The following is a 22,952-nucleotide window of genomic DNA, read 5'->3' as shown; positions in this document are numbered from 1 at the left end:
AGACGACGCTGCCGCCGCCCTGGAGGGGACGGCGGCAGCGTGCGGTGCAGGAGGAGGCTCAGGAGAGGCGCTCGCCCGACTCCGCGTCGAAGATGTGCACGCGGTGGTTCGCGGTCACGTACACGCGGTCGCCCGCGGTGGGGTGCACGCGGCCGTCGACGCGCGCGACGATGTCGGTGCGGCGGCCCTCGACCTCGGTGTGGCCGTAGAGGTAGCCGTCCGAGCCGAGCTCCTCGATGAGGTCGACCTCGATCGGCAGTCCGCCGGGCTGGGTCGAGACGGTGACGTCCTCGGGGCGCACGCCGAGCGTGACAACCTTCTGGCTCGTCTTCGCGAGCGCCTCGCGGGCGATCGGGAGGACGGTGTCGCCGAACTTGACGCCGCCGTCGGTGACGTCCGCGTGGAACAGGTTCATCGCGGGCGAGCCGATGAAGCCGGCCACGAAGACGTTGTTCGGGTTCTCGTACAGGTCGCGGGGCGAGCCGACCTGCTGGAGGAGGCCGTCCTTGAGGACCGCGATGCGGTCGCCCATGGTGAGCGCCTCGGTCTGGTCGTGGGTGACGTAGACCGTGGTGATGCCCAGGCGGCGCTGCAGCGTGCCGATCTGGGTGCGGGTGGACACGCGGAGCTTGGCGTCGAGGTTCGACAGCGGCTCGTCCATGAGGAAGACCTGGGGCTTGCGGACGATGGCGCGGCCCATCGCGACGCGCTGGCGCTGGCCACCGGAGAGCGCCTTCGGCTTGCGGTTCAGGTAGGGCTCGAGGTCGAGCATCTTCGCGGCCTCGAGGACCCGCGCGGCGCGCTCGTCCTTGTTGACGCCGGCGATCTTGAGCGCGAAGCCCATGTTCTCGGCGACCGACATGTGCGGGTACAGCGCGTAGTTCTGGAAGACCATCGCGATGTCGCGGTCCTTCGGCGGAACGTCCGTGACGTTGCGGTCGCCGATGAGGATGCGGCCCTCGTTGACCTCTTCGAGGCCGGCGAGCATGCGCAGGGAGGTGGACTTGCCGCAGCCGGAGGGGCCGACGAGGACGAGGAACTCGCCGTCGCCCACCTCGAGGTTGAGCTTGTCGACGGAGGCGCGAGTGGCCCCGGGGTAGACGCGGGACGCGTGGTCGAAAGTTACGGACGCCATTGTTCTTGCTCCTTCACCGGCAGGTACGTGCCGGACGATCCGAGTGAATGGAAGTGATGGTCATCATCGCGTGGGCGACTCCGACCAACCGTCACAGTATGCCACGGGGCCGACAGTCGTCGGTCGGGCACCGCGTATCCGTCGTTTGGAGGTTTCCCAGGGCTCGCGCGTAGGATTCCGGCGAGTCGCGCCCGGCGACCCCCTTCTTCCCCCTCTCTCATTCGGAGCGTTCTTGTCATGACCACCGGCGGAGCCAACGACCGTCTCTCGAAGAACCAGCGACGAGAGGCCGCCCGAGAGAAGGCGCGCCGCCTGCGCGAGCAGCAGAAGCGCCGCGACCGCGTGAGCCGCTTCGCCCTGCAGGGCGGGCTCGCCGCCGTCGTGATCGCGGTCGTCGTGATCGTGGTCTTCGCCGTCACCTCGAGCATCCGCCCCGCGGGCCCGGGCCCGGCGAACATGGCGAGCGACGGTGTCGTCATCGGCGAGAACATGGTCGCGCAGACGAGCGGCGCCGTCGCCGCCGACGGGACGCCCACCCCCAGCGCGCTCGACACCTCGGCCGGCACGGTCGACATCCGGGTCTACCTCGACTACCTCTGCCCCTACTGCGGCCAGTTCGAGAAGACCAACGGCGACCAGATCAAGGAGTGGGTGACCAGCGGTGCCGCGACGGTCGAGATCCACCCGATCGCCATCCTCACGACCCGCTCCAACGGCACCAAGTACTCGGAGCGCTCGGCCAACGCCGCCGCGTGCGTCGCGGACCGCTCGCCCGACTCCTTCTTCGACTTCAACTCCCTGCTGTTCGCCAACCAGCCGGCGGAGGGGACCGACGGACTCTCGGACGACCAGTTGAAGGACTACGCCTCACAGGCGGGCGTCGAGGACACGGCGGCCGTGAACACCTGCATCGACGACCAGAGCTTCGTGAGCTGGGTCCGCGCCGCGACCGAGCGCGCCACCTCGGGTCCGCTGCCCGGCACGGACGTGCCCGCGGTCACAGGCACCCCGACCGTCCTGGTCGATGGCGAGGCCTACTCGGGCTCGCTGACCGACCCGGACGCCTTCAGCTCCTTCGTGCTCTCGGCCGCCGCCGACTCCTACTCGTCGGCGACTCCCGCGCCCACCTCCTCCGAGACCCCGGCGCCGAGCGACACGCCCGCCTCGACCGAGGCCCCCGCGTCGACCGAGACCCCCGCTCCCAGCGACGCCCCGGTCTCCACCGAGGCTCCGGCCTCCTCCGAGCCCACTCCGGCCGCCGCGGGCTGAGCCCCGGACGCGCAAGAACCCCGCGCATGCAGAAGGCCCCGACCGCACACAGCGGTCGGGGCCTTCTTCTCTCCTGAGCCGACGACGGGACTTGAACCCGTAACCGCCCGATTACAAGTCGGGTGCGCTACCAATTGCGCCACGTCGGCAGGTGCGCTCGCGCGCCCGGCCACCCTATCGCGGGCCCCGGATCCGCCCGGATCGGGGCCCGCCGCGTCTCACGGCTCGAGGATGCTGAGGTGCCGCTCGGCGGGAGCGGGACGCTTGGGGCCGCCGATCTTCCCGTCGGGACGGCCGACGTAGAGCCAGCCGAGCAGCTCCTCGCCCTTCTCGAGGCGATGCGCCTTCCGCACGGCCTTGTCGCGCGTGTAGGAGCCGGTGCGCCAGAAGACGCCCCAGCCCGCCTCGTCGAGCAGCAGGCTCAGGAGGTGGGCGACGCCCGAGGCGACGGCCTCCTGCTCCCAGGCCGGCACCTTCGACTTCTTGACGCTGACCACGACGGCCAGCAGCAGGGAGGCGCGGTGCGTCTTCTCGATGTACTTCCGCGGGTCCTTCTTCGCGCCCGAGGCGATCGCGAAGCTGCGGCCGACCCGGTCGCGGGCGGCGCCGCGGATCTCGATGACCCGCCACGGGCGCAGCGAGCTGTGATCGGCGAGACGCGACGCCGCCGAGACGAACGCCGCGATCTCGTCGTGCCCCGGAGCCTCCGGCGTCACCTTCGAGCGCGATCGGCGCGCGAGGACGGCCTCGAGCACGGGGGAGGAGGACACGGTCACTCGCCCTCGGCCTGGAAGTTCAGGGCGATCGAGTTCATGCAGTAGCGGTCGCCGGTGGGCGTGCCGAAGCCGTCGGGGAAGACGTGTCCCAGGTGGGATCCGCAGTTCGCGCAGCGGACCTCGGTGCGGACCATGCCGAGGGTGCTGTCCTCGATCAGCTGGACCGCGTCCGGGTTCACGGACTCGTAGAAGCTCGGCCAGCCGCAGCCGGAGTCGAACTTGGTGCCGCTCTTGAAGAGCTCGGCGTTGCAGGCGGCACAGGTGTAGAGGCCGGAGCGGTGCTCGTCGAGCAGCTCGCCGGTCCACGGGCGCTCGGTGGCCGCTTCGCGCAGGACCGCGTACTGGTCGCGGTCGAGCTCCTCGCGCCACTCGGCGTCGGACTTGTTCACGGAATACGACGACATGGGTCTCCCTCGGAATCCTCGTCAGTGTACGGGGGCGGTCGCGCCCCTCCACCTGGTCCAACCCCCGGGACGACGGCTCCATTCCGCCTCCACGGGCTCTGGAGGAGACTCCCCGCCGGCACGCCGCGACGCGGTCACGAGCCGTTCGGAGCGCCTCCCCTGCGGTGGCATCGCGCCTGCCTACCCTGGGGGGATGAGCAGGACGACGGACCCGAGGCCGGGCACCGGTCTGTCCGAGCGCGAGCTGCGGGTGCTCGCCTTCGAGCGCGAGTGGACGGCCCGCTCCGGGGACAAGGACGACGCCATCCGCTCCCAGTTCGGACTGTCGGCCGCCCGCTATTATCAGGTGCTCAGCGCGGTGCTCGCCTCTCCGGCCGCCCTCGCGCACGACCCGATGCTCGTCACGCGGCTGCAGCGCATCCGCGACCAGCGCGCCGGCGCCCGCGCCTCGCGACGCCTCGGGCGCCTCGAGTAGACGAGCTGCTCGAGTCCACCAACGGAAGGCCGGCCGTACCCCCGATGTCGAACACGCACCCGAGAGACCGCTTCGACGAGGTCCCGGCGACGGAGGCGCGCGTCGGCGCCCACCGCCGGCCGCCGGCCCCTCACGCCCGCGCCGTCGCCCTCGCCTGGGCCGCGCTCGCCACCGGAGTCATCGTCCTGCTCGGCTTCATCGGGCTGCTGGTCATCGACGACCGGGTGCAGTTCACAGACGTGTTCACTCCGCCCACCGCGACCGCGGAGGCGACTCCGACCGCTGCCGCGACGCTCGATCCCGAGCTCGCCGTCGCCATCCTCAACGGCACCGCCACCGTCGGACTCGCCGCCAGCGCCGGCGACGCCCTGACGACGGCCGGCTGGAGCGTCCCGACCGTCGCGAACGCGAACACCGAGGACATCGCCGCCACGACCGTCTACTTCACCGACCCGGCGCTCGAGGGAGCGGCCCTCGGTCTCGTCGACTCGCTCGGAACGGGGACCGTCCTGCTCTCGCAGGACTTCGTCGAGACGGGCTCCGTCGTCGTGGTCCTGGGGGCCGATTACGCGTCCGAGCAGGGCTGATCGGGGCCCTCTGTTACGGGCACGTTTCCTCCGTGTTGAATCCCGGGCAACTCTTCCCCGCGAGGCCCTTTCCAGCCCCTCCCGGGGCCGATAGCCGGATTAGTATTCCTGACCAGGCACCAGCACATCGCTCGTGCCGCGGGCATCACAGCACTGGGGAGTACAGAGATGGCGAACGGAACCGTCAAGTGGTTCAACGCTGAGAAGGGCTACGGCTTCATCACGGTCGACGGCGGCGGACAGGACGTCTTCGTCCACTACTCCGCGATCGACATGTCGGGGTACAAGGTCCTCGAGGAGGGGCAGCAGGTCGCGTTCGAGGTCGGCACGGGGTCGAAGGGCCCCCAGGCCGAATCGGTCCGCCCGGCCTGACCGCCGAGCCTCCCGGGAGCCGTCGTCCGCCTCGTGCGGGCGGCGGCTCCTTCGTGTCGGAGCGCGTGCCGGTCGCTTGCACTCGTCCACCGCGAGTGCCAGAATCGACCTTGGCACTCGCTCCGGTCGAGTGCCAGCACAGACATTTCACGACGTCCGGGAGGGACGAGAAACACACATGGCCAAGATCATTGCTTTTGACGAAGAAGCCCGCCGCGGCCTCGAGCGTGGACTCAACACTCTGGCCGACGCGGTCAAGGTGACCCTCGGCCCGCGCGGCCGCAACGTCGTCCTCGAGAAGAAGTGGGGCGCTCCCACCATCACGAACGACGGCGTCTCCATCGCCAAGGAGATCGAGCTCGACGAGCCGTACGAGAAGATCGGCGCCGAGCTCGTCAAGGAGGTCGCCAAGAAGACCGACGACGTCGCCGGCGACGGAACCACCACCGCGACCGTCCTCGCTCAGGCGCTCGTCCGCGAGGGCCTGCGCAACGTCGCGGCCGGCGCCGACCCGATCAGCCTCAAGAAGGGCATCGAGAAGGCCGTCAAGGCCGTCACCGCCGAGCTCATCGCCGGCGCGAAGGCGATCGAGACCAAGGAGGAGATCGCGGCGACCGCCTCCATCTCCGCCGCGGACCCCGAGATCGGCGCGATCATCGCCGAGGCGATCGACAAGGTCGGCAAGGAGGGCGTCGTCACCGTCGAGGAGTCGAACACCTTCGGCACCGAGCTCGAGCTCACCGAGGGCATGCGCTTCGACAAGGGCTACCTGTCGCAGTACTTCGTGACCGACCCCGACCGCCAGGAGGCGGTGTTCGAGGACCCCTACATCCTCATCGTCAACTCCAAGGTCTCGAACATCAAGGACCTGCTCCCGGTCGTCGACAAGGTGATCCAGGCGGGCAAGCAGCTGCTGATCATCGCCGAGGACGTCGACGGCGAGGCGCTGGCGACCCTGGTCGTCAACAAGATCCGCGGCATCTTCAAGTCGGTCGCCGTCAAGGCCCCCGGCTTCGGCGACCGTCGCAAGGCGCAGCTCCAGGACATCGCGATCCTCACCGGCGGCCAGGTCATCTCCGAGGAGGTCGGCCTCAAGCTCGAGAACGTCACCCTCGACCTGCTCGGCTCGGCCCGCAAGGTCGTCATCACCAAGGACGAGACCACGATCGTCGAGGGTGCCGGCGACGCCGAGGCCATCGCCGGCCGCGTCGCGCAGATCCGCGGCGAGATCGAGAACACCGACAGCGACTACGACCGCGAGAAGCTCCAGGAGCGCCTCGCGAAGCTCGCCGGCGGCGTCGCGGTCATCAAGGCCGGAGCGGCGACCGAGGTCGAGCTCAAGGAGCGCAAGCACCGCATCGAGGACGCCGTCCGCAACGCGAAGGCCGCCGTCGAGGAAGGCATCGTCGCCGGTGGTGGCGTCGCCCTCATCCAGGCCGGCAAGCTCGCCTTCGAGAAGCTCGAGCTCGTCGGAGACGAGGCGACCGGCGCGAACATCGTCAAGGTCGCCATCGACGCCCCGCTCAAGCAGATCGCCCTCAACGCGGGCATGGAGCCCGGCGTCGTCGCTGCGAAGGTCCGCGAGCTGCCCACCGGACACGGCCTCAACGCCGCGACCGGCGAGTACGTCGACCTCATCGCCGCGGGCATCATCGACCCGGTCAAGGTCACGCGCTCCGCTCTGCAGAACGCGGCGTCGATCGCCGGTCTCTTCCTCACCACGGAGGCCGTCGTCGCCGACAAGCCCGAGAAGAACCCGGTCGCCGCGGGCGGCGACCCCACCGGAGGCATGGACTTCTAATCCGTCCCCCCACCACGCAGAAGGCGGTTCCCCTCCGGGGGAGCCGCCTTCGGCGTTTCCGGAGGCATCTGAGCGAGCAGCAGGCGACCGAACCGGCAGGTGGTTCTGAATCCGCTCCGCGACCACAACGGCGGTCCTCCTGCGGTGGCACCGCCCTCCGCGCCGCCTCGGTCTCCTCAGCGGACACCGGCACCAGAAGCGCGTGGAAGGCGCCGGTGCGGGTCGCGACGTCCGGGGTCAGGGCGGAGATGTCTTCGGCGGAACGGATGCGGACGGCGACTCCGCAGGATCCGGCGACGCGGCATCCGTCGAGCGTCGGGTCTCATCTCCAGCGGTCCGGGCGGGGTCGCCGCCCGGTGGTCCCCAAGAGGAGAGAGTGAGCTGCGCGCGGCCGTGAGCGCCGGGTGCGCGAGGTCACGGTCGCCCCGGGCGGATCGATCCGTGCCGCTCGCGGACGTCGACGGGAGACCTCGGACCGAAGGGGCCCCCGAGGTAAGACGGACCGCGGTGCGGATCAGACCGAGGCGGGGGAGGTCTCGCCGTTCTGGCCGACCGTGAGCAGCGGCAGCGCGACGCGGAAGGTCGCGCCTCCGCCCGGCGTCTCGACGACGTCCACGCGGCCCTTGTGCGCGGCGACGATCGAGGAGACGATCGCCAACCCGAGGCCGCTGCCGCCGGTCTCGCGGGTCCGCGAGGTGTCCGCGCGCCAGAAGCGCTGGAAGATCTTCTCGCGGATCTGCGGCGGGATGCCCTCGCCGTGGTCGATGACCTCCAGCAGGGCGAGGCGGCGGGAGCGGTCGACGGCGACGCCGATCTCGATCGGAGTGTCCTCGGGCGTGTAGCGGACGGCGTTGCCGATCAGGTTCGTCAGGACCTGGCGGATCTTGTTCTCCTCCGCCATCACCATCGCCGGCACGCCCGGCTCCTCGGGGGCGGTGGCGGTGCCGGCGGCGATCTCCTCGGCGTTGACCCGGCGCGGACGCCGGCGGAATCGGGCGAGCCTCGCTCCTGCCGCGGCGATCGGGCCGGTGAGCCCGGGGTTCGTCAGCTCCATGGTCTGCGTGGCGGAGGCGCCGGCCTCGTCGGGCTCGAGCGCGGGCGTCTCCACGGGGGTGTCGTCGCGGGTCTCGACGCCGAAGTCGCGGTCGGGCCAGGAGGCCATCGCGTCCATCGCGGCGTCGCGGGCGAGCGGCATCAGATCGACGGGCGCGAGTGCGAGAGGCTTCGTCTCGTCGAGGCGGGCGAGTTCGAGGAGGTCCTCGACCAGGCCGCCCATCCGGATCGCCTCCTTCTCGATGCGCTCCATCGCCTGGCCGACGGCCTCGGGCGTCTGCAGAGCGCCCATCCGGTACAGCTCGGCGTAGCCGCGGACGGAGACCAGCGGGGTGCGCAGCTCGTGGCTGGCGTCGCCGACGAAGCGGCGCATCTGGTCGATCGTGCGGGCGCGGTCGCGGAAGGCGGAGTCGATCCGCCCGAGCATCGCGTTCAGGGAGCGGTTGAGGCGTCCGACCTCGGTGTTGGGTGTCGTGCCGTCCAGGCGCTGGCTGAAGTCGCCGTCGGCGATGGCGGCGGCGGTCTGCTCGACCTCGCGCAGCGGGGCGAAGGTGGTGGTGACCAGCAGGCGGGTGAGGAGTGCGCCGATCACGACGATCGCGACTCCGAAGCCGAGGAAGATCGTGAGGTACGTCGTCATGATGACGTCGACGCTGCGGGTCGACACCGCGAGCAGGAGCGTCTGGTACTCGGTGCCCCTCGTGAACACCGTCGACATCACGTGGTACTCGACCTTGCCGTTCGAGCTCCAGATCTCCATCGGCTTGTCGCCGCCCTGCAGCGCCTGCTCGAGGGTGAAGGTCTGCGGGAAGGCGGGGTCGGCCGCGCCGGACGCGTTCGTGTTGTCGAGCGTGCCGTACTGGTCGTAGACGGCGCCGAAATCGGCCTTGGACTCGTCGATCGCGGCGAGGTCGTTGACGGAGAGGTCGCTCGCCGTCCGCTGGACCTGGTCGGCCAGCTGCGCGTCGAGCTGGGCGACGAGCTGCGGCTTCAGCATCGTCATCGTCCCGATCCCGGAGACGAGGAGTCCCAGCGTGAGCAGGAGGACCGTGACCGCGGTGATCTTGGTGCGCAACGAGATGGAGTTCCACCGCTCGGCCAGACCCTGGTGCATGGCGGTGGAACTCCCTCGGGATCGGCGGGCGCCGCGCCTCCGGCGGGAGGTGGCGCCGAGGTGGCGGAGGCTAGGCCTTCGCGACCTTCAGCATGTATCCGAATCCTCGCTTGGTCTGGATGAGCGATTCCTCCGAATGCGTGTCGAGCTTACGTCGCAGGTACGAGATGTAGGACTCGACGATGCCCGCATCGCCGTTGAAGTCGTACTCCCACACGTGGTCGAGGATCTGCGCCTTGCTGAGCACACGGTTCGGGTTGAGCATCAGGTAGCGGAGCAGCTTGAACTCGGTGGGGCTGAGTTCCACCGGCTCGTCGCCGACGAGGACCTCGTGCGTGTCCTGGTCCATGGTCAGCTCGCCGGCCCGGATGACCGCGTCCTCCTCGGCGTGCATGGTGCGGCGGAGGATCGCCTTGATGCGCGCGACGATCTCGTCGAGGCTGAACGGCTTCGTAACGTAGTCGTCACCGCCGACGGTGAGGCCCGTGATCTTGTCCTCGGTGTCGTCCTTCGCCGTGAGGAAGAGGATGGGGGAGGTGTACCCGGCCGAGCGGAGGCGCTTGGTCACGCCGAATCCGTTCATGTCCGGGAGCATCACGTCGAGGATGATCAGGTCCGGCTCCTCCTCGAGGACCGCCGAGATCGCCTGGGCCCCGTTGCCGACCGCACGCACGGCGAAGCCGGCGAAGCGGAGGCTCGTGGTGAGCAGGTCTCTGATGTTGGGCTCGTCGTCGACGATGAGAATGCGGGGTCCGTCCATGCAGGACAGTATCTGGCCGTCGGCTGTATGGAGTCTGGGAGTCGGTTGTCCGGGCGCTCGGTGCCGGCTCGGCGGCGGGGAACGCCTGACGGAAGGCGGTGCGGCAGGAGGAGAGCGCGTTCGATCAGGACTGCGCGCGGCGGCGCCGGACCCCCACGATGAGCATCGCGATCATCATGAGGAACGCGATGGGCAGGCCCACCAGCGGCACGGCGAAGACGAACTGCCAGAACGGGCCGGCGTACTCGCGGATCCCGAGCGCGGGGGCGACCAGGATCGCGAGGAACGCGAGGACCGTCACGACGATGATCGCGATGAACATGTAGGCGAGCGTGCGCTCCGCGCGTCCGACGCCCGCCGGCTCCTGTGGCTTCACCCGTCAAGGATAGGGCGGCCCCGGTCGACTAAACTGATGGCTGCTTCATTTCCAGGAGGGGTCTGCATGCCTACCGGCAAGGTCAAGTTCTACGACGAGGAGAAGGGCTTCGGCTTCATCAGCACTGATGACGGCCAGGAGGTCTTCCTGCACGCTTCCGCGCTGCCCTCCGGGACCGCGGTCAAGGCCGGCACCCGACTCGAGTTCGGCATCGCCGACGGCAAGCGCGGGGCGCAGGCGCTCTCGGCGCGCGTCCTCGACGCCCCGCCGAGCCTGGTGAAGCTCAACCGGAAGTCCGCGGACGACATGTCCGTGATCGTGGAGGACACGGTCAAGCTGCTCGACGGGATCGGCGCGGGGCTCAAGCGCGGCCGCTACCCCGACAAGGCGCACGGGCGCACGATCGCGGCGCTCCTGCGCCGGGTTGCGGACGAGCTGGATGCCTGACGCCGACGGCACGACCGACGAGCAGGGCCCGGTCGAGGAGACCGTCGCCGCTCCGACCACGGAGGACGCTCGCGTGGAGCAGTCCCCGGAAGAGGGTGACTCCGGCGCCGAGCCGGACGCGACTCCCGCCGATTCTGACTCCTCCGCTGAGGACACGCGCGGAGCCGACGAGGAGATCGACGCTGACCAGGCGGCTCCTGTCGACGAGGCTCCCTCCGGCGAGGGTGAGAGCGACGCGGCCCTCCCGGTGACCGAGGCTTCTGCCGAGGACTCCGCCTCTGCGGAGGAGACTCCTCCGGCCGACGATGTCGCCGCTGAGGCGGGGGCTCCCGGCGCGGACACGGCTTCTGCTGCAGTGCCGACTCCTGCTGAGGACGCGGCGCTTGCTGACGATGCGGTTCCTGCTGACGACGCGGTTCCTGCTGACGACGCGGGAACACCTGAGGGCTCGGCTCCTGCTCAGGACATGGCTCCTGCTGACGACTCGGCTCCTGCTGAGGATGCGGCTCCTGCTGAGGATGCGACTTCTGCTGAGGATTCCGCCCCCGTCGCCGACGACCGTTCCGAGGCCGACGACGACGCTTCCCCGGGGGAGGCGGACGAGGCCGCCGCGGACGAGGCTCCCGAGCCCGTCTACGAGGCGGACGCCGTGCTCGCGGGGTCTCTCGATGTCGCTCGCGCCGCGCTCGCCGAGATCGCCCCCGAGGGGACGATCGGGGAGCTGGTCACGACTCTGGCGCAGGGCGAGCACGTCGTGTCGCTGCAGTTCGCGAACCTCATGCGCGGGTACCCGGGTTGGCTGTGGACGGCGACGCTGTCCCGGATCGACGAGACCGAGGACGTGAACGTCCTGGAGGTCGAGCTGCTGCCGGGCGAGGGCGCGGTCCTCGCTCCGGACTGGGTGCCGTGGTCCGTGCGTCTCGCCGACTACCAGACCGCGCAGGACGCGCTCGGCGAGGAGGTCGAGGACGCGGACGACGACGAGCTCGAGGACGCCGAGGAAGACGACCTCGACGACGAGTCGGACGACGACTCCGACGAGGACGAGGACGCGGGCGACGACGACGACTCGGATGACGACGACGACTCGGAGGACGATTCCGACGACGACGACTCGGACGACGAGGACTCCGACGACGTCGAGCCCGAACCCGCTCCCGCCCCGACCACCCGTCGCCGTCGACGTCGCCGCTGATCCGGTCCGGCGCCGCCCGATGAGCATCGACTCCGACACCCGCATCGCCTATCCCGACGGCGCCGTGCGCTCCTCCGGGCGCGTGCAGCACGTGGGCCGGCTGCAGGACGGCCGCTGGGCGGTCGTCCTCGATGCGACCGCCGCTCACCCCGTCGACCCGACCTGGCCCGACCAGGGGCCCGACCGCGGCGCGCTGGCCGTGGCGGGGGAGCGGCATCCCCTCATCGACTGTCGCATCGGGGCGTGGCAGGGCGGCGAGCTGCACGTCGGCGAGCGGCTCCCGGCGCGGCTCGGCACTCCGGAGTGGAGCTTCGTCGTCGTCCACATCGTCGACGACCCTTCCTCACTCCACGTGGACGACGAGGTCGACGTCGAGGTCGACGCGGAGCACCGGCACGAGCTCTCCCGTGGGCACACCGCCTGCCACCTCGCCTCCCTCGCCCTGAACGCCGCTCTGGCCTCGTTCTGGTCGAAGCCGGCGCGCACCGACGCTCTCGGGAACCCGGACTTCGACCAGGCGGCGATCCAGACCTCGCGGATCCGCGAGTCCGGCTCCACCGACGTCTACCGCCTCGGCAAGTCCCTCCGACGCAGCGGGATGGACACCGCCCGCCTGCTGGCGGAGATCCTCGAGGTGCAGGAGCGGGTGAACGCCCTCCTCGCCGAGTGGATCGCCTCGGACGCGGAGGTGCGCATCGAGCGCGACGACGACCTCCTCAGCACGCGGCGGACATGGCGCTGCACCCTCCCCGCGGGGGACGCCGCGATCGCGTGCGGCGGCACCCACGTCGAGCGCCTCGGCGAGTTCACCGGCCTGCGCGTCCGTCTCGAGCCCGAGGCCGACGGCACCGGACTCCGGATGGAGACCGACGCGGTCTAGCGGCGGTTGCGGCTGTAGAACAGCCCGATCGTGCCGAGGACCAGTCCGATCACGACGGTCGACAGGACGACCGGCTCGATGACGGCTCCGACGGCCGTCGCCACGAGCACGGCCACGAGCGCGACCGCCCAGACGACGCACCCGACCAGCAGAGCCGTCGCGTCGTCGCTCGCGTAGGGCGGCGGCGCGGGCCGCCGCTCCTCCTCGCGCAGCCACAGCCGCATGGCGTGCCTCAGACCGCCAGGCGCTCGAGGACGTGGTCGATGCAGCCGAGCAGTGAGCGGACGTCGTCCGGCTCGATCGCGACGAACGTCGCCACGCGCAGCTGGTTGCGGCCGAGCTTGCGGTACGGCTCCGTGTCGACGATCCCGTTCGCGCGGAGGATCTTCGCGACGAGAGCGGCATCGACGGAGGCGTCGAAGTCGACTGTCGCGACGACCTGGGAGCGGTGCTCGGGCACCTCGACGAACGGGGTGGCGAGGCTCGAGGCCTCGGCCCAGTCGTAGATCGCGGAGGAGGACTCGGCCGTGCGCGCCGACGCCCAGGCCAGGCCGCCCGAGGCGTTCATCCACTCGAGCTGCGACTCCATCAGCAGGAGGGTCGAGAGCGCCGGAGTGTTCAGCGTCTGGTTCAGGCGCGAGTTGTCGACGGCGTTCTTGAGGCTGAGGAACTCGGGGATGTAGCGGCCGCTCGCCGCGATGCGCTCGATCCGCTCGATGGCGGCGGGGGAGAAGAGACCGAACCAGAGTCCGCCGTCGGAGGCGAAATTCTTTTGCGGGGCGAAGTAGTAGACGTCGGCCTCGGCGATGTCGACGTCGATGCCGCCCGCCGCGCTGGTGGCGTCGATGACGGTGAGCGCGCCCTCGTCGCCGCGGACCCGGCGGACCGGGGCCATCACTCCGGTGCTCGTCTCGTTGTGGGGCCACGCGTACACGTCGATTCCCTCGACGATCTCGACCTCGCTCCGGGACCCCGCGGGGGCGGAGACGACGTGGGCCGGCTCGAGGAACGGCGCGGAGGCGGCGGCCGCGAACTTCTGGCCGAACTCGCCGAACGTGAGGTTCTCGGCGCGGCGCTCGATGAGGGAGAAGGCCGCGGCGTCCCAGAAGGCGGTCGAGCCGCCGTTGCCCAGCAGGACCTCGTAGCCGTCGGGGATGCGGAACAGCGTGGCGAGGTGCTCGCGCACGCGCCCGACGAGATCCTTGACGGGCGCCTGGCGGTGCGAGGTCCCGAGGAGGTGCGCGCCCTGCGTCGCGAGGTGGGCGAGCTGGTCGTGCCGCACCTTGGACGGGCCGCAGCCGAACCGTCCGTCGTGGGGGAGAAGCTCGCGAGGAATGGTGAGGTCCGGCATGCGTTAATACTAGGGTTCCCGGCCCGCACCCCTCCTCCGAGCGACGGAGGCCTGCGTCGCGCCGCAGCGCCGATGCTGCGTCGTGGCGACCACTAGGGTGGAGCGCGCCGAGACGGGAAGGCTGAGATGACGGATCTGATCGACACCACCGAGATGTACCTGCGCACCATCCTCGAGCTCGAGGAGGAGAACATCATCCCGCTGCGCGCGCGCATCTCGGAGCGGCTCAGCCACTCCGGGCCGACCGTGTCGCAGACCGTCGGTCGCATGGAGCGCGACGGCCTCGTCGTCGTCTCGGGCGACCGCCACCTCGAGCTCACCTCGGACGGCCGCCGCAAGGCGATCCACGTCATGCGCAAGCACCGCCTCGCCGAGCGGCTCCTCCACGACGTCATCAAGCTCGACTGGGAGTTCGTGCACGAGGAGGCCTGCCGCTGGGAGCACGTGATGAGCGAGCAGGTCGAGCGCCGTCTCCTCGAGATGCTCGACCACCCGACGGAGTCGCCCTACGGCAACCCGATCCCGGGCCTGGACGAGCTCGGCGACACCCCCGCCTCCCGCTTCGCCGACGGCGTCATCAGCCTGCCGCGATTCGTCGCCGGGTCGAGCGAGCCCCGCCGCGGCGTCGTCCGGCGCCTCGGCGAGCCGGCGCAGGTCGATCCGGAGCTCCTCCTCCAGCTCAAGCAGGCCGGGGTCGTCCCCGGTGCCGAGGGCGAGTTCTCGGCCCTCAACGGCTACGTGCTCGCGCGCATCGACGGAGCCGAGGCGGGCATCGAGCTGCCCAACGAGGTCGCGGCGCACATCTTCCTCGTCGTCTGACCCGCGCCTCCCTGGGAGCGGCCCGTACGGGCCCTTACCGCATCCGGTGACCGGAGGCGAACGGGAGAGCGGTCTCTTCCCGCCGAGAAGGTGACAAATCGGTAACGGTCGCTTACGCTCTGTGGAGCCCTGCGGCCGAGCCTCGGTCCCAGGGCGCGGGATCCGACGCCCCCACACCCGTCTCGGATCCTGTGCACACCGATGCTTCGTGCATGAGACGGGACAGCTGCCTGGGCTGAGGGGACGTCGGAGGATCTCCCCCTTGCCCCAGAACCCCCTCACCCCGAACGAGGACGCCGGCTCACCCGACCGGTTCCGCTCCAACCACCCCGACCGCTCCGGCGACGCGACCTTCGAGAACCGGCCCCCGGTCATCCGCGCCCGGATCCACGGGGACGCACCCGTCTCCCGTCGCGCCGTTCCCGCAGCTCCTGCCCGCCGCGCGGACATCACCGACTTCGTGCCGTCGCCGGCCGGGACCCCGCGCAAGCGCCGGGGCCGTGTCGTCGGCAAGGTCGCGATGGTCGGCTTCGCCGGCGCGCTGGTCGCGACCATGGCGCTCCCCGCCTACGCCTTCACTCCGGGCAGCCAGGACGACGGCCTGTTCGCGGCGTCGCGAGCCGATCTCCTCCGCCAGGGCTCCGCGCAGACCGTCGCCGTCGACGGCGGAGTGGTGCAGGCCGCGATCGCCCGAGACGGCTTCTCGGCCGAGGCGGCGCCCCCGCCGCCCGCACCGGAGCCCGAGCCCGTCGTGGTCGCCGAGCCCGTCGTCGACACGAGCGACGTCGCCGAGGCGCGCGCCGAGACCGCCGAGGAGTTCAACTCCTACTCCGGCGCCTCGGCCAGCGAGATCGCGGCCGCCGCCCCGACCACCAGCTACAGCCTCTCGGCGGTGTTCAACACGGCGATGCAGTACCAGGGCGTGCCCTACGTCTTCGGCGGAGCCGACCCGAGCGGCTTCGACTGCTCCGGCTTCGTGATGTACGTCTTCGCGCAGTACGGCATCTCGATGCCGCACTCGGCCGCGGGCCAGGGCGCCATGGGCACCCCCGTCTCGCTCGCCGACGCGCAGCCCGGCGACCTCGTCATCATGGACGGCCACGACGGCTTCTACGCCGGCAACGGCAACATCCTGCACGCACCCTACGAGGGCGCGAGCGTCCGCGTGCAGCCGCTGTGGACCTCCGACTACCGGATCGTGCGCATCAACGGCTGACCGGGTCTGTCCGCTCGAGAGCCCGTCCCCTCCTGGAGGGGGCGGGCTCTCGTCGTCCCGCCGTGTGAACGCCGCGTGACGAATCCGGACCGACCCCTGGTGTTCCGGGCGTGAAGGGTTAACCTGAACCCCAGTCCGCTCGCGTGGCGAGCGGATCGATTCGTCGAGGGACGGAGTGCCGGGATGGCCGAGCGGAGCGGGCGCCACAGCGTGGGGCTGCGCTCGTGCGTGCGGCCGGCCGATTCGATACGCGCGCGGGTCCTCACCGCGGCGGTGCACTCCTCCGACACGCGGATACGACTCCACGTCATCGCGCGGCACTCCGCCGCGGCCTCGCAGGGCGCCGTCATCACGACGGCGCCCTTGCTCGTGGTCGCGGCGCCTTCGCGTGACGGCGTGCGACAGCACGGAGGTCACTGATGCGCACTCTGGTTCTCAACGCCGGCTACGAGCCGCTCGCGGTGGTGTCGTTCAAGCGGGCCCTGGTCCTGCTGATGACGGAGAAGGCGACCGTGATCGCCGCGGACGAGGGCAATCCGGTGCACAGCGCGCACGGCGACCACGTGCGGCCCTCGGTGATCGTGCTGACCCGGTACGTGCGCATCCCGAGCGGCCGGAGTGTGCCGGTATCGCGCCGGGGCGTGCTCCGCCGGGACAACCACCGCTGCGGATACTGCGGTCAGCACGCGGCGACGATCGACCACATCCAGCCCAAGTCGCGCGGGGGTCGGGACACGTGGGAGAACCTCGTCGCCTGCTGCCAGCGCTGCAACAACGTTAAGAGCGACCGAACCCCGCACGAGATGGGATGGCGTCTGCGCACCGTCCCCCGGATGCCGCGCGCCGGCTCCTGGCTCGTGCGCGGCGCGGAGCGGACGCAGCCCGACTGGGACGACTACCTGGCTCCCGCCGCCTGACGGGCCGCGGTCGCGCCGCTGGCGGCGTTGTCGTCGGGCGCGATACCGCCGGTATCGCTTCCTCCTCCGCCTTGCCAGCGACACGACCGCGACCCGTCAGGAGAGGGGCGTCGGGTGCGGCCCAGCGTTACTCGTTGTCGTTGCCGGTGTTGGCGCTGGCGTTGCCGGGGCGCTCGCCGGCCCAGGTCCAGTTCGCGACCTCGGGGATGTCCTCGCCGTGCTCGCGGGTGTAGGCGCGGGCGCGGATGCGGGCGTCCTGCATCTCCTGGCGGAGACCGGCGGCGCGGGCGCCGAGGCCGGGGGTCCGGTCGATGACGTCGATCACCAGCGAGTAGCGGTCGAGGTCGTTGAGCATCACCATGTCGAAGGGAGTGGTGGTGGTGCCGTTCTCCTTGTACCCGCGCACGTGCAGGTTGCCGTGGCCGGTCCGCTTGTAGGTCAGGCGGTGGATCAGCCACGGATAGCCGTGGTACGCGAACACGATCGGGCGGTCGGGGGTGAAGATCGCGTCGAACTCGCGGTCGGAGAGGCCGTGCGGGTGCTCCGACTCCGACATCAGACGCATCAGATCGACCACGTTGACCGTGCGGATCGCGAGGTCCGGCAGCGTCTCGCGGAGGATGCTCACCGCCGCGAGGGTCTCGAGGGTCGGCACGTCGCCCGCGCAGGCGAGCACGACGTCCGGGGACTCGCCCTGCCGCTCGCTGCTCGCCCACTCCAGGATGCCGAGTCCGCGCGTGCAGTGGGCGACCGCCTCCGCCATCGTGAGCCACTGGGGCGAGGGCTGCTTCCCGGCGACGACCACGTTGACGTAGTCCACGCTCCGGAGGCAGTGGTCGTAGGTCGAGAGGAGCGTGTTCGCGTCGAAGGGCAGGTAGACGCGCACGACCTCGGGCTTCTTGTTGACGACGTGGTCGATGAAGCCCGGGTCCTGGTGGCTGAAGCCGTTGTGGTCCTGGCGCCAGACGTGGCTCGAGAGCAGGTAGTTGAGGCTCGCGATCGGGCGGCGCCACTCGATGTCGCGGGTGCCGTCCAGCCACTTCGCGTGCTGGTTGAACATCGAGTCGATGATGTGGATGAACGCCTCGTAGCAGGTGAAGAGCCCGTGGCGGCCGGTGAGCAGGTAGCCCTCCAGCCAGCCCTGGCACTGGTGCTCCGAGAGCACCTCCATGACCCGCCCGGCGCGGGCCAGGTGGTCGTCGAGGGGGCTGAGCTCGGCGTCCCACTGCTTGTCGGTGGCGGCGTAGACGGACTGCAGCCGGTTGCTCGCGACCTCGTCCGGCCCGAAGAGGCGGAAGTTGGTCGGGTTGGCGCGGATGACGTCGGCGAGCCATTCGCCGAGCACCTTCGTCGCCTCCGCGACGGTGCCACCCGGCTGCTCGACGACGACCTCGTAGCGGCGGAAGTCGGGCAGGTCGAGGGTCTGCCGCAGCAGCCCGCCGTTCGCGTGCGGGGTCGCGCTCATCCGCAGCTCGCCCTCGGGGGCCAGCGAGCGGACTCGGTCGACCACGCCGCCCTCCTCGGTGAAGAGCTCCTCGGGCCGGTAGGAGCGGAGCCAGTCCTCGAGGAGCCGAGTGTGCGCCTCGGTGTCGCGGGCGTTGGGCAGCGGGACCTGGTGCGAGCGGTAGGTGCCCTCCACCTGGACGCCGTCGATCTCGGTCGGGCAGGTCCAGCCCTTCGGGGTCTTCAGCACGATCATCGGCCAGGCCGGGCGTGAGAGGTCGCCGGCTGCGGCGCGCTCCTTGATCGCCGCGATGCGGTCGAGCACCGTGTCCAGGACGTCGGCGAACCGCTCGTGCACGCGCATCGGGTCCTCGCCGTCGAAGCCGCCCTCGACGAGGAACGGCTCGTGGCCGTAGCCCCGGAGGAGGCTGTCGAGCTCCTCCTGCGGGATGCGGGCGAGGACGGTCGGGTTCGCGATCTTCCAGCCGTTGAGGTGCAGGATCGGCAGGACGACGCCGTCGGTGAGCGGGTTCACGAACTTGTTGGAGTGCCAGCTGGTGGCGAGCGGGCCGGTCTCGGCCTCGCCGTCGCCGACGACCGCCGCGACCAGGAGGTCCGGGTTGTCGAAGGCCGCTCCGTACGCGTGGCTCAGCGCGTACCCGAGCTCTCCGCCCTCGTGGATGCTGCCCGGGGTCTCGGGGGCGGCGTGGCTGGGGATGCCCCCGGGGAAGCTGAACTGGCGGAAGAGGCGGCGCAGCCCCTCCTCCGACTCGTCGATGTGGGAGTAGATCTCGCTGTAGGTGCCGTCGAGGTAGGCGTTGGCGACCATGCCCGGTCCGCCGTGGCCGGGACCGGTGATGTAGAGGGTCGGCTGGCGGCGCTCGCGGATCGCGCGGTTCAGGTGCGCGTAGATCAGGTTGAGGCCGGGGGTGGTGCCCCAGTGGCCGAGCAGGCGGGGCTTGATGTCCTCCCGGCTCAACGGGGTCTTCAGGAGCGGGTTCGCGAGCAGGTAGATCTGCCCGACCGCGAGGTAGTTCGCGGCGCGCCACCAGGCGTCGACCGTGTCGAGAGTGTCCTGGGTCAGCTCGGCGTCGGCGGGTCGGGCGATCCAGCTGTGCTCGGGGACGGGCAGGAGAGACGGAGCGGGGGAGTCGGCCATGTGTCCACGCTGGCATCCGGACGCCCGGGGCGGAAGGGCCTTGCAGGCCCGGCTCCGGAGGGGGTCAGCCGCGCGGCGTCGCCCGGCGGAGGACCAGCGAGCCCACCACCGTCAGGAGCGCGGCGGGGACGAGGAGCAGAGCGGCGGCTCCGGCGGTCCCCGCGCTCTCGAGGACGTCCGCCACGACCGGCCGGCCCCCGGCGAGAGCGACGACGACGACCACCGCGAGTGCCACCGCTCCGAGGGCGAGGAGGAAGGCCGTCACTCCGCGCTCCCGCCAGCGGAGGAAGACCGCGCCCGCTGCTCCGCCGAGGGCGAAGGCGGCGAGGAGCGAGCAGAGCAGGACGACGAAGCGCTCGAGCCACGGGCCGTCTAGGGGAGAGGCGAGGAAGAGCGCGCCGCCCAGCCACCAGCCCCCGGTCGCCTCCTCGATCGCCCCGAGGGCCACGACGATCGCGGACCAGAGCACGGACAGGGCCGCGAAGGCGAGGGCGCTGCCGAGGACGTGGTCGCGCCGGGTCGCTCCGTAGCTCAGCGCCAGCCCGAAGGTGGCGGTCGTGGCCTGGATGGAGCCGATGAAGAGGAAGACGACGATCAGCATCCCCGGCCCCACGAGGAGGATGCCCGAGTCGCCGCCGCCCCGCTCGGCCCCGATCCCGCGGAGGACGAGCCACCAGATCACGAGGTTGCCGGCGAGGACGGCGAGCAGGACGAGCAGCGGCCAGCCGAGGACCGTCCCGGGGTGGGCGAGGTGGAGCCTCAGAACGGAGAGGATCCTCCGCGGGAAGGCAAAGCGGCGGGCGGCGGCGGTCATGGTCGGTCCTTCCGGATCGGGGGCGGTGGTGTCAGCTGCTGCGCGGGGTGGCGCGGCGGAGGATCGCCCAGCCCGCGACTCCGGCGATCGCGGTCGGGATGAGCGAGAGGGAGTAGCCGCCCGCGTATCCGACGCTGCCGAAGAAGGAGCCGACGGCGGGCCAGTTCTCGGTGAGCGTGAGGAGGGTGATCACGGCCAGCAGGAGGGCGCCGAGGATCCCGAAGAAGAGCAGCATCCCGCGCTGGCGCCAGCGCACGTAGACCGCCGCCGTCGCCGCTCCGATGAAGAAGAAGAAGAGCAGGGCGCAGAGCACCGCGACAGCGTGCTCGCCCACGGAGTCCCCGCCGAAGTAGATCGAGCGGAAGAAGCTGCCGCCGAAGCCCCAGCCGTCGGTCGCCCGCTCCACGATCCCGAGGACCACGAAGACGCCGGTGTAGAAGACCGAGAGGGCGACGAAGGTGAGGGCCGTGCCGAGGGAGAAGTCGCGGCGGGTGGCGCCGTAGCCGAGGGCGAGGCCGAAGGTGACGTTCACCGACTGGACGGCCACGACCATCATGTAGACGAAGAGGAAGAAGGACGCGCCGGAGTAGGTCATCCCCTCCTGCGCCTCGAGGCGCTCGCCGGAGTCGAGCCCGCGGAGGATCAGCCACCAGACGACCAGGTTGCCCGCCAGGATGACGGCCGTGATGATCAGCGGCGTGTAGAGGATGGTGGCGGGGTTCGCGAAGTGCAGGCGGACGATGCTGCCGAGGCGGCCGGCGGCGGTGTCGTGGCGCGCGGGGGCGCCGGTGAGGGCGGTCATTCCGAGGCCTTCCCGGTGGTGAGCTGGACGACGAGCTGCTGGAGGGGGACGGACTCGAGCTCGAGCCCGTGGCGGGCGGCGGAGGCGCGGCCGGCGTCGTCGAGCCGGGGGAGCGTGGCCGAGGCGCGGCTGCCGAGAGCGGAGCGGGCGATGACCTCGCGTCCGGCGGTGAACGACTCGACGGCCTGCCGGGGTCCGATGACCGTTGCCGCAGCACCCCGCAGCTCCTCCGCGTCACTGTCGACGACGAGGCGGCCCTGATCGATGACGAGGACGTGCTCGAGCAGGCTGCTGACCTCGTCGATGAGGTGGGTGGAGAGGACGACTGTGCGCGGGTGCTCGGCGAAGTCCTGGAGGAGGCGGTCGTAGAACAGCTGCCGGGCGACGGCGTCCAGCCCCAGGTACGGCTCGTCGAAGAACGTGAGCGGGGCGCGGGAGGCGAGACCGACGATCACTCCGATCGCCGAGAGCTGTCCGCGGGAGAGCTTCTTGATCTTGCGGTCGACCGGGAGGCGGAAGTCCTCGACGAGCTCGCGGGCGAACGCCTCGTCCCAGCCGTCGAAGAACCAGGGAGCGCTGCGCAGGACGTGCTTCACCTTGAAGTCGTCCGGGTACTTCTGGCTCTCCTTGATGAAGCAGGTGCGGGAGAGGACGGCGGCGTTCTCCACCGGCGACTGCCCGAAGACGCGGATCTCGCCCGAGCTGGCGAACTCCTGGCCGGTGAGCAGCGACATCAGCGTCGTCTTGCCCGCGCCATTGCGGCCGAGGAGGCCGTGGATGCGGTTCTCCTCCAGCGCGAAGCCGATGCCGTCGACGGCGCGCATGCGTCCGTAGTGCTTGGTGAGGTCGTGGACCTCGATGACCGCGCTCATCGCGATCCCCCTTCTGTGATCATGTCGGCGAGCTGCTCGGTGCTGAGGCCGAGCTTGGCGGCCTCGGCGAGCAGCGGAGCGACGAACTGGTCGCGGAACTGCGTGCGGCGCTTCTCGACCAGCCGGTCGCGCGCCCCCTCGGCGACGAACATGCCGATCCCCCTCTTCTTGTAGAGCACCCCGTCGTCGACGAGCAGGTTCACGCCCTTGCCGGCGGTGGCCGGATTGATGCGGTGGAACGCGGCGAACTCGTTGGTCGACGGGACCTGCGACTCCTCCGGCAGCGCGCCGTCGATGATGTCGTTCTCGATCTGCTCGGCGATCTGCAGGAAGAGCGGGCGGGAGTCGTCCACGCGGGCTCCTTCGGTGCTGGGTTGGGTGGTTAGTTGGTGTTGTAGCTAACCATGGAGGCGGGAGGCCTTCGTGTCAAGAGGGGTGTGCCGCGCAGTCGCCGCGACGAGGGCCGTGGCGTGCTTCGCTGGCGTTGTGGTGGGGCCCTGTCGTCGCTTCGCGGGGGGCGGGGCACGGCGGGTACACTGGCTCGGCCAGCCTCTGTAGCTCAATGGAAGAGCGACTCCGTCCTAAGGAGCAGGTTGGGGGTTCGAGTCCCTCCAGGGGCACCACGATCCGCAATCGGGATCAGTCCATCGGACGACCGCCGCCTTCGCTCCGTCTGACGCCAGCGTCCGCCCCCCGCCCAGCACTCCGAGCTCTGCTCGTCGAGGCGACGACGGTCCGAGCCCTCGATGGTCCTGCCCGGGTGGGGACTCCTCGGCGGCAGGGACGCACGACCGAGGAGCTCCTTCGCGGGTTCTCGGCCGTCCTCGTCCTGAGCCTCTCCATCCAGCGGGACACGTTCGCGGACAGACGGCGCGCGGGTTTCAGTGCGCTGCTCGCTATAGCCGGTCGCATGGC

The 22,952-nt window shown here is 70.7% G+C and carries 24 protein-coding genes and 2 tRNA genes; 12 read left to right on the top strand and 14 right to left on the bottom strand.

The window, feature by feature from the left end; translation table 11 throughout:
- Positions 1–58: 58 nt before the first annotated feature.
- Complete coding sequence (locus C5C53_RS04060) at positions 59–1,135, bottom strand: ABC transporter ATP-binding protein (protein WP_104224593.1); 1,077 nt, start codon at positions 1,133–1,135, stop codon at positions 59–61.
- A gap of 237 nt (positions 1,136–1,372) precedes the next feature.
- Here C5C53_RS04060 and C5C53_RS04055 point away from each other — a divergent pair, with 237 nt between their 5' ends.
- Positions 1,373–2,404 (top strand): thioredoxin domain-containing protein, encoded by a 1,032-nt coding sequence (locus C5C53_RS04055; RefSeq protein WP_104266887.1) that lies wholly within the window; start codon positions 1,373–1,375, stop codon positions 2,402–2,404.
- Positions 2,405–2,480: 76 nt separating this feature from the next.
- Here the strand turns inward: C5C53_RS04055 and C5C53_RS04050 are convergent.
- The 3 genes from C5C53_RS04050 to msrB form a co-directional block, all read right to left on the bottom strand.
- Positions 2,481–2,553: transfer RNA gene (locus C5C53_RS04050), tRNA-Thr, on the bottom strand.
- Positions 2,554–2,622: 69 nt separating this feature from the next.
- Positions 2,623–3,180 (bottom strand): nitroreductase family protein, encoded by a 558-nt coding sequence (locus C5C53_RS04045; protein WP_104266886.1) that lies wholly within the window; start codon positions 3,178–3,180, stop codon positions 2,623–2,625.
- Positions 3,177–3,584, bottom strand: coding sequence for a peptide-methionine (R)-S-oxide reductase MsrB (msrB, locus tag C5C53_RS04040; protein WP_104255437.1), 408 nt, complete (start codon positions 3,582–3,584; stop codon positions 3,177–3,179). The genes C5C53_RS04045 and msrB overlap by 4 nt, the downstream gene beginning before the upstream one ends.
- Before the next feature lie 193 nt (positions 3,585–3,777).
- On the opposite strand from msrB, the gene C5C53_RS04035 reads away from it, so the two are divergent.
- From C5C53_RS04035 to groL, 4 genes are all read left to right on the top strand, one after another.
- The gene (locus C5C53_RS04035) at positions 3,778–4,059 is read left to right on the top strand and encodes a DUF3263 domain-containing protein (RefSeq protein WP_104224597.1); all 282 of its coding nucleotides are present in this window, start codon (positions 3,778–3,780) and stop codon (positions 4,057–4,059) included.
- A gap of 44 nt (positions 4,060–4,103) precedes the next feature.
- Complete coding sequence (locus tag C5C53_RS04030) at positions 4,104–4,646, top strand: LytR C-terminal domain-containing protein (RefSeq protein ID WP_104266885.1); 543 nt, start codon at positions 4,104–4,106, stop codon at positions 4,644–4,646.
- Between the two features lie 168 nt (positions 4,647–4,814).
- The gene (locus tag C5C53_RS04025; protein WP_104224599.1) at positions 4,815–5,018 is read left to right on the top strand and encodes a cold-shock protein; all 204 of its coding nucleotides are present in this window, start codon (positions 4,815–4,817) and stop codon (positions 5,016–5,018) included.
- Positions 5,019–5,196: 178 nt separating this feature from the next.
- Positions 5,197–6,819 carry a chaperonin GroEL gene (gene groL / locus C5C53_RS04020; protein ID WP_104224600.1) on the top strand — a complete coding sequence of 541 codons (1,623 nt, stop codon included), beginning with the start codon at positions 5,197–5,199 and terminating at the stop codon, positions 6,817–6,819.
- Positions 6,820–7,333: 514 nt separating this feature from the next.
- Here groL and C5C53_RS04015 read toward each other — a convergent pair.
- From C5C53_RS04015 to C5C53_RS04005, 3 genes are all read right to left on the bottom strand, one after another.
- Positions 7,334–8,986, bottom strand: coding sequence for a HAMP domain-containing sensor histidine kinase (locus C5C53_RS04015; protein ID WP_104224601.1), 1,653 nt, complete (start codon positions 8,984–8,986; stop codon positions 7,334–7,336).
- A gap of 70 nt (positions 8,987–9,056) precedes the next feature.
- The gene (locus C5C53_RS04010; RefSeq protein ID WP_055787731.1) at positions 9,057–9,746 is read right to left on the bottom strand and encodes a response regulator transcription factor; all 690 of its coding nucleotides are present in this window, start codon (positions 9,744–9,746) and stop codon (positions 9,057–9,059) included.
- Positions 9,747–9,870: 124 nt separating this feature from the next.
- On the bottom strand, positions 9,871–10,122 hold the full coding sequence (locus C5C53_RS04005; protein ID WP_244229474.1) for a hypothetical protein: 252 nt from the start codon (positions 10,120–10,122) through the stop codon (positions 9,871–9,873).
- Between the two features lie 66 nt (positions 10,123–10,188).
- Here C5C53_RS04005 and C5C53_RS04000 point away from each other — a divergent pair, with 66 nt between their 5' ends.
- Genes C5C53_RS04000 through C5C53_RS03990 form a run of 3 tightly spaced genes read left to right on the top strand, consistent with a single transcriptional unit; the run spans position 10,189 to position 12,644 of the window.
- Positions 10,189–10,569 carry a cold-shock protein gene (locus C5C53_RS04000; RefSeq protein WP_104224602.1) on the top strand — a complete coding sequence of 127 codons (381 nt, stop codon included), beginning with the start codon at positions 10,189–10,191 and terminating at the stop codon, positions 10,567–10,569.
- Positions 10,562–11,764: a DUF3027 domain-containing protein gene (locus tag C5C53_RS17370; RefSeq protein WP_258075367.1), complete on the top strand. Its 1,203-nt coding sequence runs from the start codon at positions 10,562–10,564 to the stop codon at positions 11,762–11,764. The genes C5C53_RS04000 and C5C53_RS17370 overlap by 8 nt, the downstream gene beginning before the upstream one ends.
- Before the next feature lie 19 nt (positions 11,765–11,783).
- A complete protein-coding gene (locus tag C5C53_RS03990) occupies positions 11,784–12,644 on the top strand; it encodes a metal-dependent hydrolase (protein ID WP_104266884.1) in 861 nt (286 codons plus the stop codon).
- On the opposite strand, the gene C5C53_RS03985 is transcribed toward C5C53_RS03990, so the two are convergent.
- Both C5C53_RS03985 and serC read right to left on the bottom strand, forming a co-directional pair.
- Positions 12,641–12,868 carry a DUF2530 domain-containing protein gene (locus C5C53_RS03985; RefSeq protein WP_104224604.1) on the bottom strand — a complete coding sequence of 76 codons (228 nt, stop codon included), beginning with the start codon at positions 12,866–12,868 and terminating at the stop codon, positions 12,641–12,643. The genes C5C53_RS03990 and C5C53_RS03985 overlap by 4 nt on opposite strands.
- An 8-nt stretch (positions 12,869–12,876) precedes the next feature.
- Entirely contained in the window at positions 12,877–13,995 is a 1,119-nt protein-coding gene (gene serC, locus C5C53_RS03980; RefSeq protein ID WP_104224605.1) for a phosphoserine transaminase, read from the bottom strand.
- 126 nt (positions 13,996–14,121) lie between these two features.
- On the opposite strand from serC, the gene C5C53_RS03975 reads away from it, so the two are divergent.
- The 3 genes from C5C53_RS03975 to C5C53_RS03960 all read left to right on the top strand — a co-directional run bounded on the left by C5C53_RS03975 (position 14,122) and on the right by C5C53_RS03960 (position 16,947).
- On the top strand, positions 14,122–14,814 hold the full coding sequence (locus tag C5C53_RS03975; protein WP_104224606.1) for a metal-dependent transcriptional regulator: 693 nt from the start codon (positions 14,122–14,124) through the stop codon (positions 14,812–14,814).
- A 262-nt stretch (positions 14,815–15,076) separates the two neighbouring features.
- Positions 15,077–16,030: a C40 family peptidase gene (locus C5C53_RS17285; RefSeq protein WP_244229473.1), complete on the top strand. Its 954-nt coding sequence runs from the start codon at positions 15,077–15,079 to the stop codon at positions 16,028–16,030.
- Positions 16,031–16,449: 419 nt separating this feature from the next.
- Positions 16,450–16,947: an HNH endonuclease gene (locus C5C53_RS03960; RefSeq protein ID WP_104224608.1), complete on the top strand. Its 498-nt coding sequence runs from the start codon at positions 16,450–16,452 to the stop codon at positions 16,945–16,947.
- A 127-nt stretch (positions 16,948–17,074) separates the two neighbouring features.
- Here C5C53_RS03960 and C5C53_RS03955 read toward each other — a convergent pair whose 3' ends face one another.
- The 5 genes from C5C53_RS03955 to C5C53_RS03935 all read right to left on the bottom strand — a co-directional run bounded on the left by C5C53_RS03955 (position 17,075) and on the right by C5C53_RS03935 (position 22,390).
- A complete protein-coding gene (locus C5C53_RS03955) occupies positions 17,075–19,549 on the bottom strand; it encodes a phosphoketolase (RefSeq protein WP_104266882.1) in 2,475 nt (824 codons plus the stop codon).
- Positions 19,550–19,613: 64 nt separating this feature from the next.
- A complete protein-coding gene (locus C5C53_RS03950; protein WP_104266881.1) occupies positions 19,614–20,363 on the bottom strand; it encodes a hypothetical protein in 750 nt (249 codons plus the stop codon).
- Positions 20,364–20,394: 31 nt separating this feature from the next.
- Positions 20,395–21,165, bottom strand: coding sequence for an ABC transporter permease (locus C5C53_RS03945; protein WP_104266880.1), 771 nt, complete (start codon positions 21,163–21,165; stop codon positions 20,395–20,397).
- Positions 21,162–22,037 carry an ABC transporter ATP-binding protein gene (locus C5C53_RS03940; RefSeq protein ID WP_104224612.1) on the bottom strand — a complete coding sequence of 292 codons (876 nt, stop codon included), beginning with the start codon at positions 22,035–22,037 and terminating at the stop codon, positions 21,162–21,164. The genes C5C53_RS03945 and C5C53_RS03940 overlap by 4 nt, the downstream gene beginning before the upstream one ends.
- On the bottom strand, positions 22,034–22,390 hold the full coding sequence (locus C5C53_RS03935; protein WP_104224613.1) for a GntR family transcriptional regulator: 357 nt from the start codon (positions 22,388–22,390) through the stop codon (positions 22,034–22,036). The genes C5C53_RS03940 and C5C53_RS03935 overlap by 4 nt, the downstream gene beginning before the upstream one ends.
- A gap of 195 nt (positions 22,391–22,585) precedes the next feature.
- On the opposite strand from C5C53_RS03935, the gene C5C53_RS03930 reads away from it, so the two are divergent.
- A tRNA-Arg gene (locus C5C53_RS03930) sits at positions 22,586–22,660 on the top strand.
- Positions 22,661–22,952 lie beyond the last annotated feature (292 nt).

The organism is Rathayibacter sp. AY1E3 (assembly GCF_002932235.1).
Taxonomy (GTDB): domain Bacteria; phylum Actinomycetota; class Actinomycetes; order Actinomycetales; family Microbacteriaceae; genus Rathayibacter.
The sequence above is the reverse complement of the archived record's forward strand: the minus strand, read 5'-3'. Positions and strand labels throughout refer to the sequence as shown.

What these genes read in the sequence shown, in the direction of transcription:
- C5C53_RS03985 (WP_104224604.1), bottom strand. Translation starts at nt 12,868, where the DNA reads ATGCGGCTGTGGCTGCGCGAGGAGGAGCGGCGGCCCGCGCCGCCGCCC.
- C5C53_RS03975 (WP_104224606.1), top strand. Translation starts at nt 14,122, where the DNA reads ATGACGGATCTGATCGACACCACCGAGATGTACCTGCGCACCATCCTC.
- C5C53_RS17370 (WP_258075367.1), top strand. Translation starts at nt 10,562, where the DNA reads ATGCCTGACGCCGACGGCACGACCGACGAGCAGGGCCCGGTCGAGGAG.
- C5C53_RS03990 (WP_104266884.1), top strand. Translation starts at nt 11,784, where the DNA reads ATGAGCATCGACTCCGACACCCGCATCGCCTATCCCGACGGCGCCGTG.
- C5C53_RS03940 (WP_104224612.1), bottom strand. Translation starts at nt 22,037, where the DNA reads ATGAGCGCGGTCATCGAGGTCCACGACCTCACCAAGCACTACGGACGC.
- C5C53_RS04025 (WP_104224599.1), top strand. Translation starts at nt 4,815, where the DNA reads ATGGCGAACGGAACCGTCAAGTGGTTCAACGCTGAGAAGGGCTACGGC.
- C5C53_RS04060 (WP_104224593.1), bottom strand. Translation starts at nt 1,135, where the DNA reads ATGGCGTCCGTAACTTTCGACCACGCGTCCCGCGTCTACCCCGGGGCC.
- C5C53_RS03950 (WP_104266881.1), bottom strand. Translation starts at nt 20,363, where the DNA reads ATGACCGCCGCCGCCCGCCGCTTTGCCTTCCCGCGGAGGATCCTCTCC.
- msrB (WP_104255437.1), bottom strand. Translation starts at nt 3,584, where the DNA reads ATGTCGTCGTATTCCGTGAACAAGTCCGACGCCGAGTGGCGCGAGGAG.
- C5C53_RS03955 (WP_104266882.1), bottom strand. Translation starts at nt 19,549, where the DNA reads ATGGCCGACTCCCCCGCTCCGTCTCTCCTGCCCGTCCCCGAGCACAGC.
- groL (WP_104224600.1), top strand. Translation starts at nt 5,197, where the DNA reads ATGGCCAAGATCATTGCTTTTGACGAAGAAGCCCGCCGCGGCCTCGAG.
- C5C53_RS04055 (WP_104266887.1), top strand. Translation starts at nt 1,373, where the DNA reads ATGACCACCGGCGGAGCCAACGACCGTCTCTCGAAGAACCAGCGACGA.
- C5C53_RS03960 (WP_104224608.1), top strand. Translation starts at nt 16,450, where the DNA reads ATGCGCACTCTGGTTCTCAACGCCGGCTACGAGCCGCTCGCGGTGGTG.
- serC (WP_104224605.1), bottom strand. Translation starts at nt 13,995, where the DNA reads ATGCCGGACCTCACCATTCCTCGCGAGCTTCTCCCCCACGACGGACGG.
- C5C53_RS03945 (WP_104266880.1), bottom strand. Translation starts at nt 21,165, where the DNA reads ATGACCGCCCTCACCGGCGCCCCCGCGCGCCACGACACCGCCGCCGGC.
- C5C53_RS04030 (WP_104266885.1), top strand. Translation starts at nt 4,104, where the DNA reads ATGTCGAACACGCACCCGAGAGACCGCTTCGACGAGGTCCCGGCGACG.
- C5C53_RS04000 (WP_104224602.1), top strand. Translation starts at nt 10,189, where the DNA reads ATGCCTACCGGCAAGGTCAAGTTCTACGACGAGGAGAAGGGCTTCGGC.
- C5C53_RS04010 (WP_055787731.1), bottom strand. Translation starts at nt 9,746, where the DNA reads ATGGACGGACCCCGCATTCTCATCGTCGACGACGAGCCCAACATCAGA.
- C5C53_RS04035 (WP_104224597.1), top strand. Translation starts at nt 3,778, where the DNA reads ATGAGCAGGACGACGGACCCGAGGCCGGGCACCGGTCTGTCCGAGCGC.
- C5C53_RS04015 (WP_104224601.1), bottom strand. Translation starts at nt 8,986, where the DNA reads ATGCACCAGGGTCTGGCCGAGCGGTGGAACTCCATCTCGTTGCGCACC.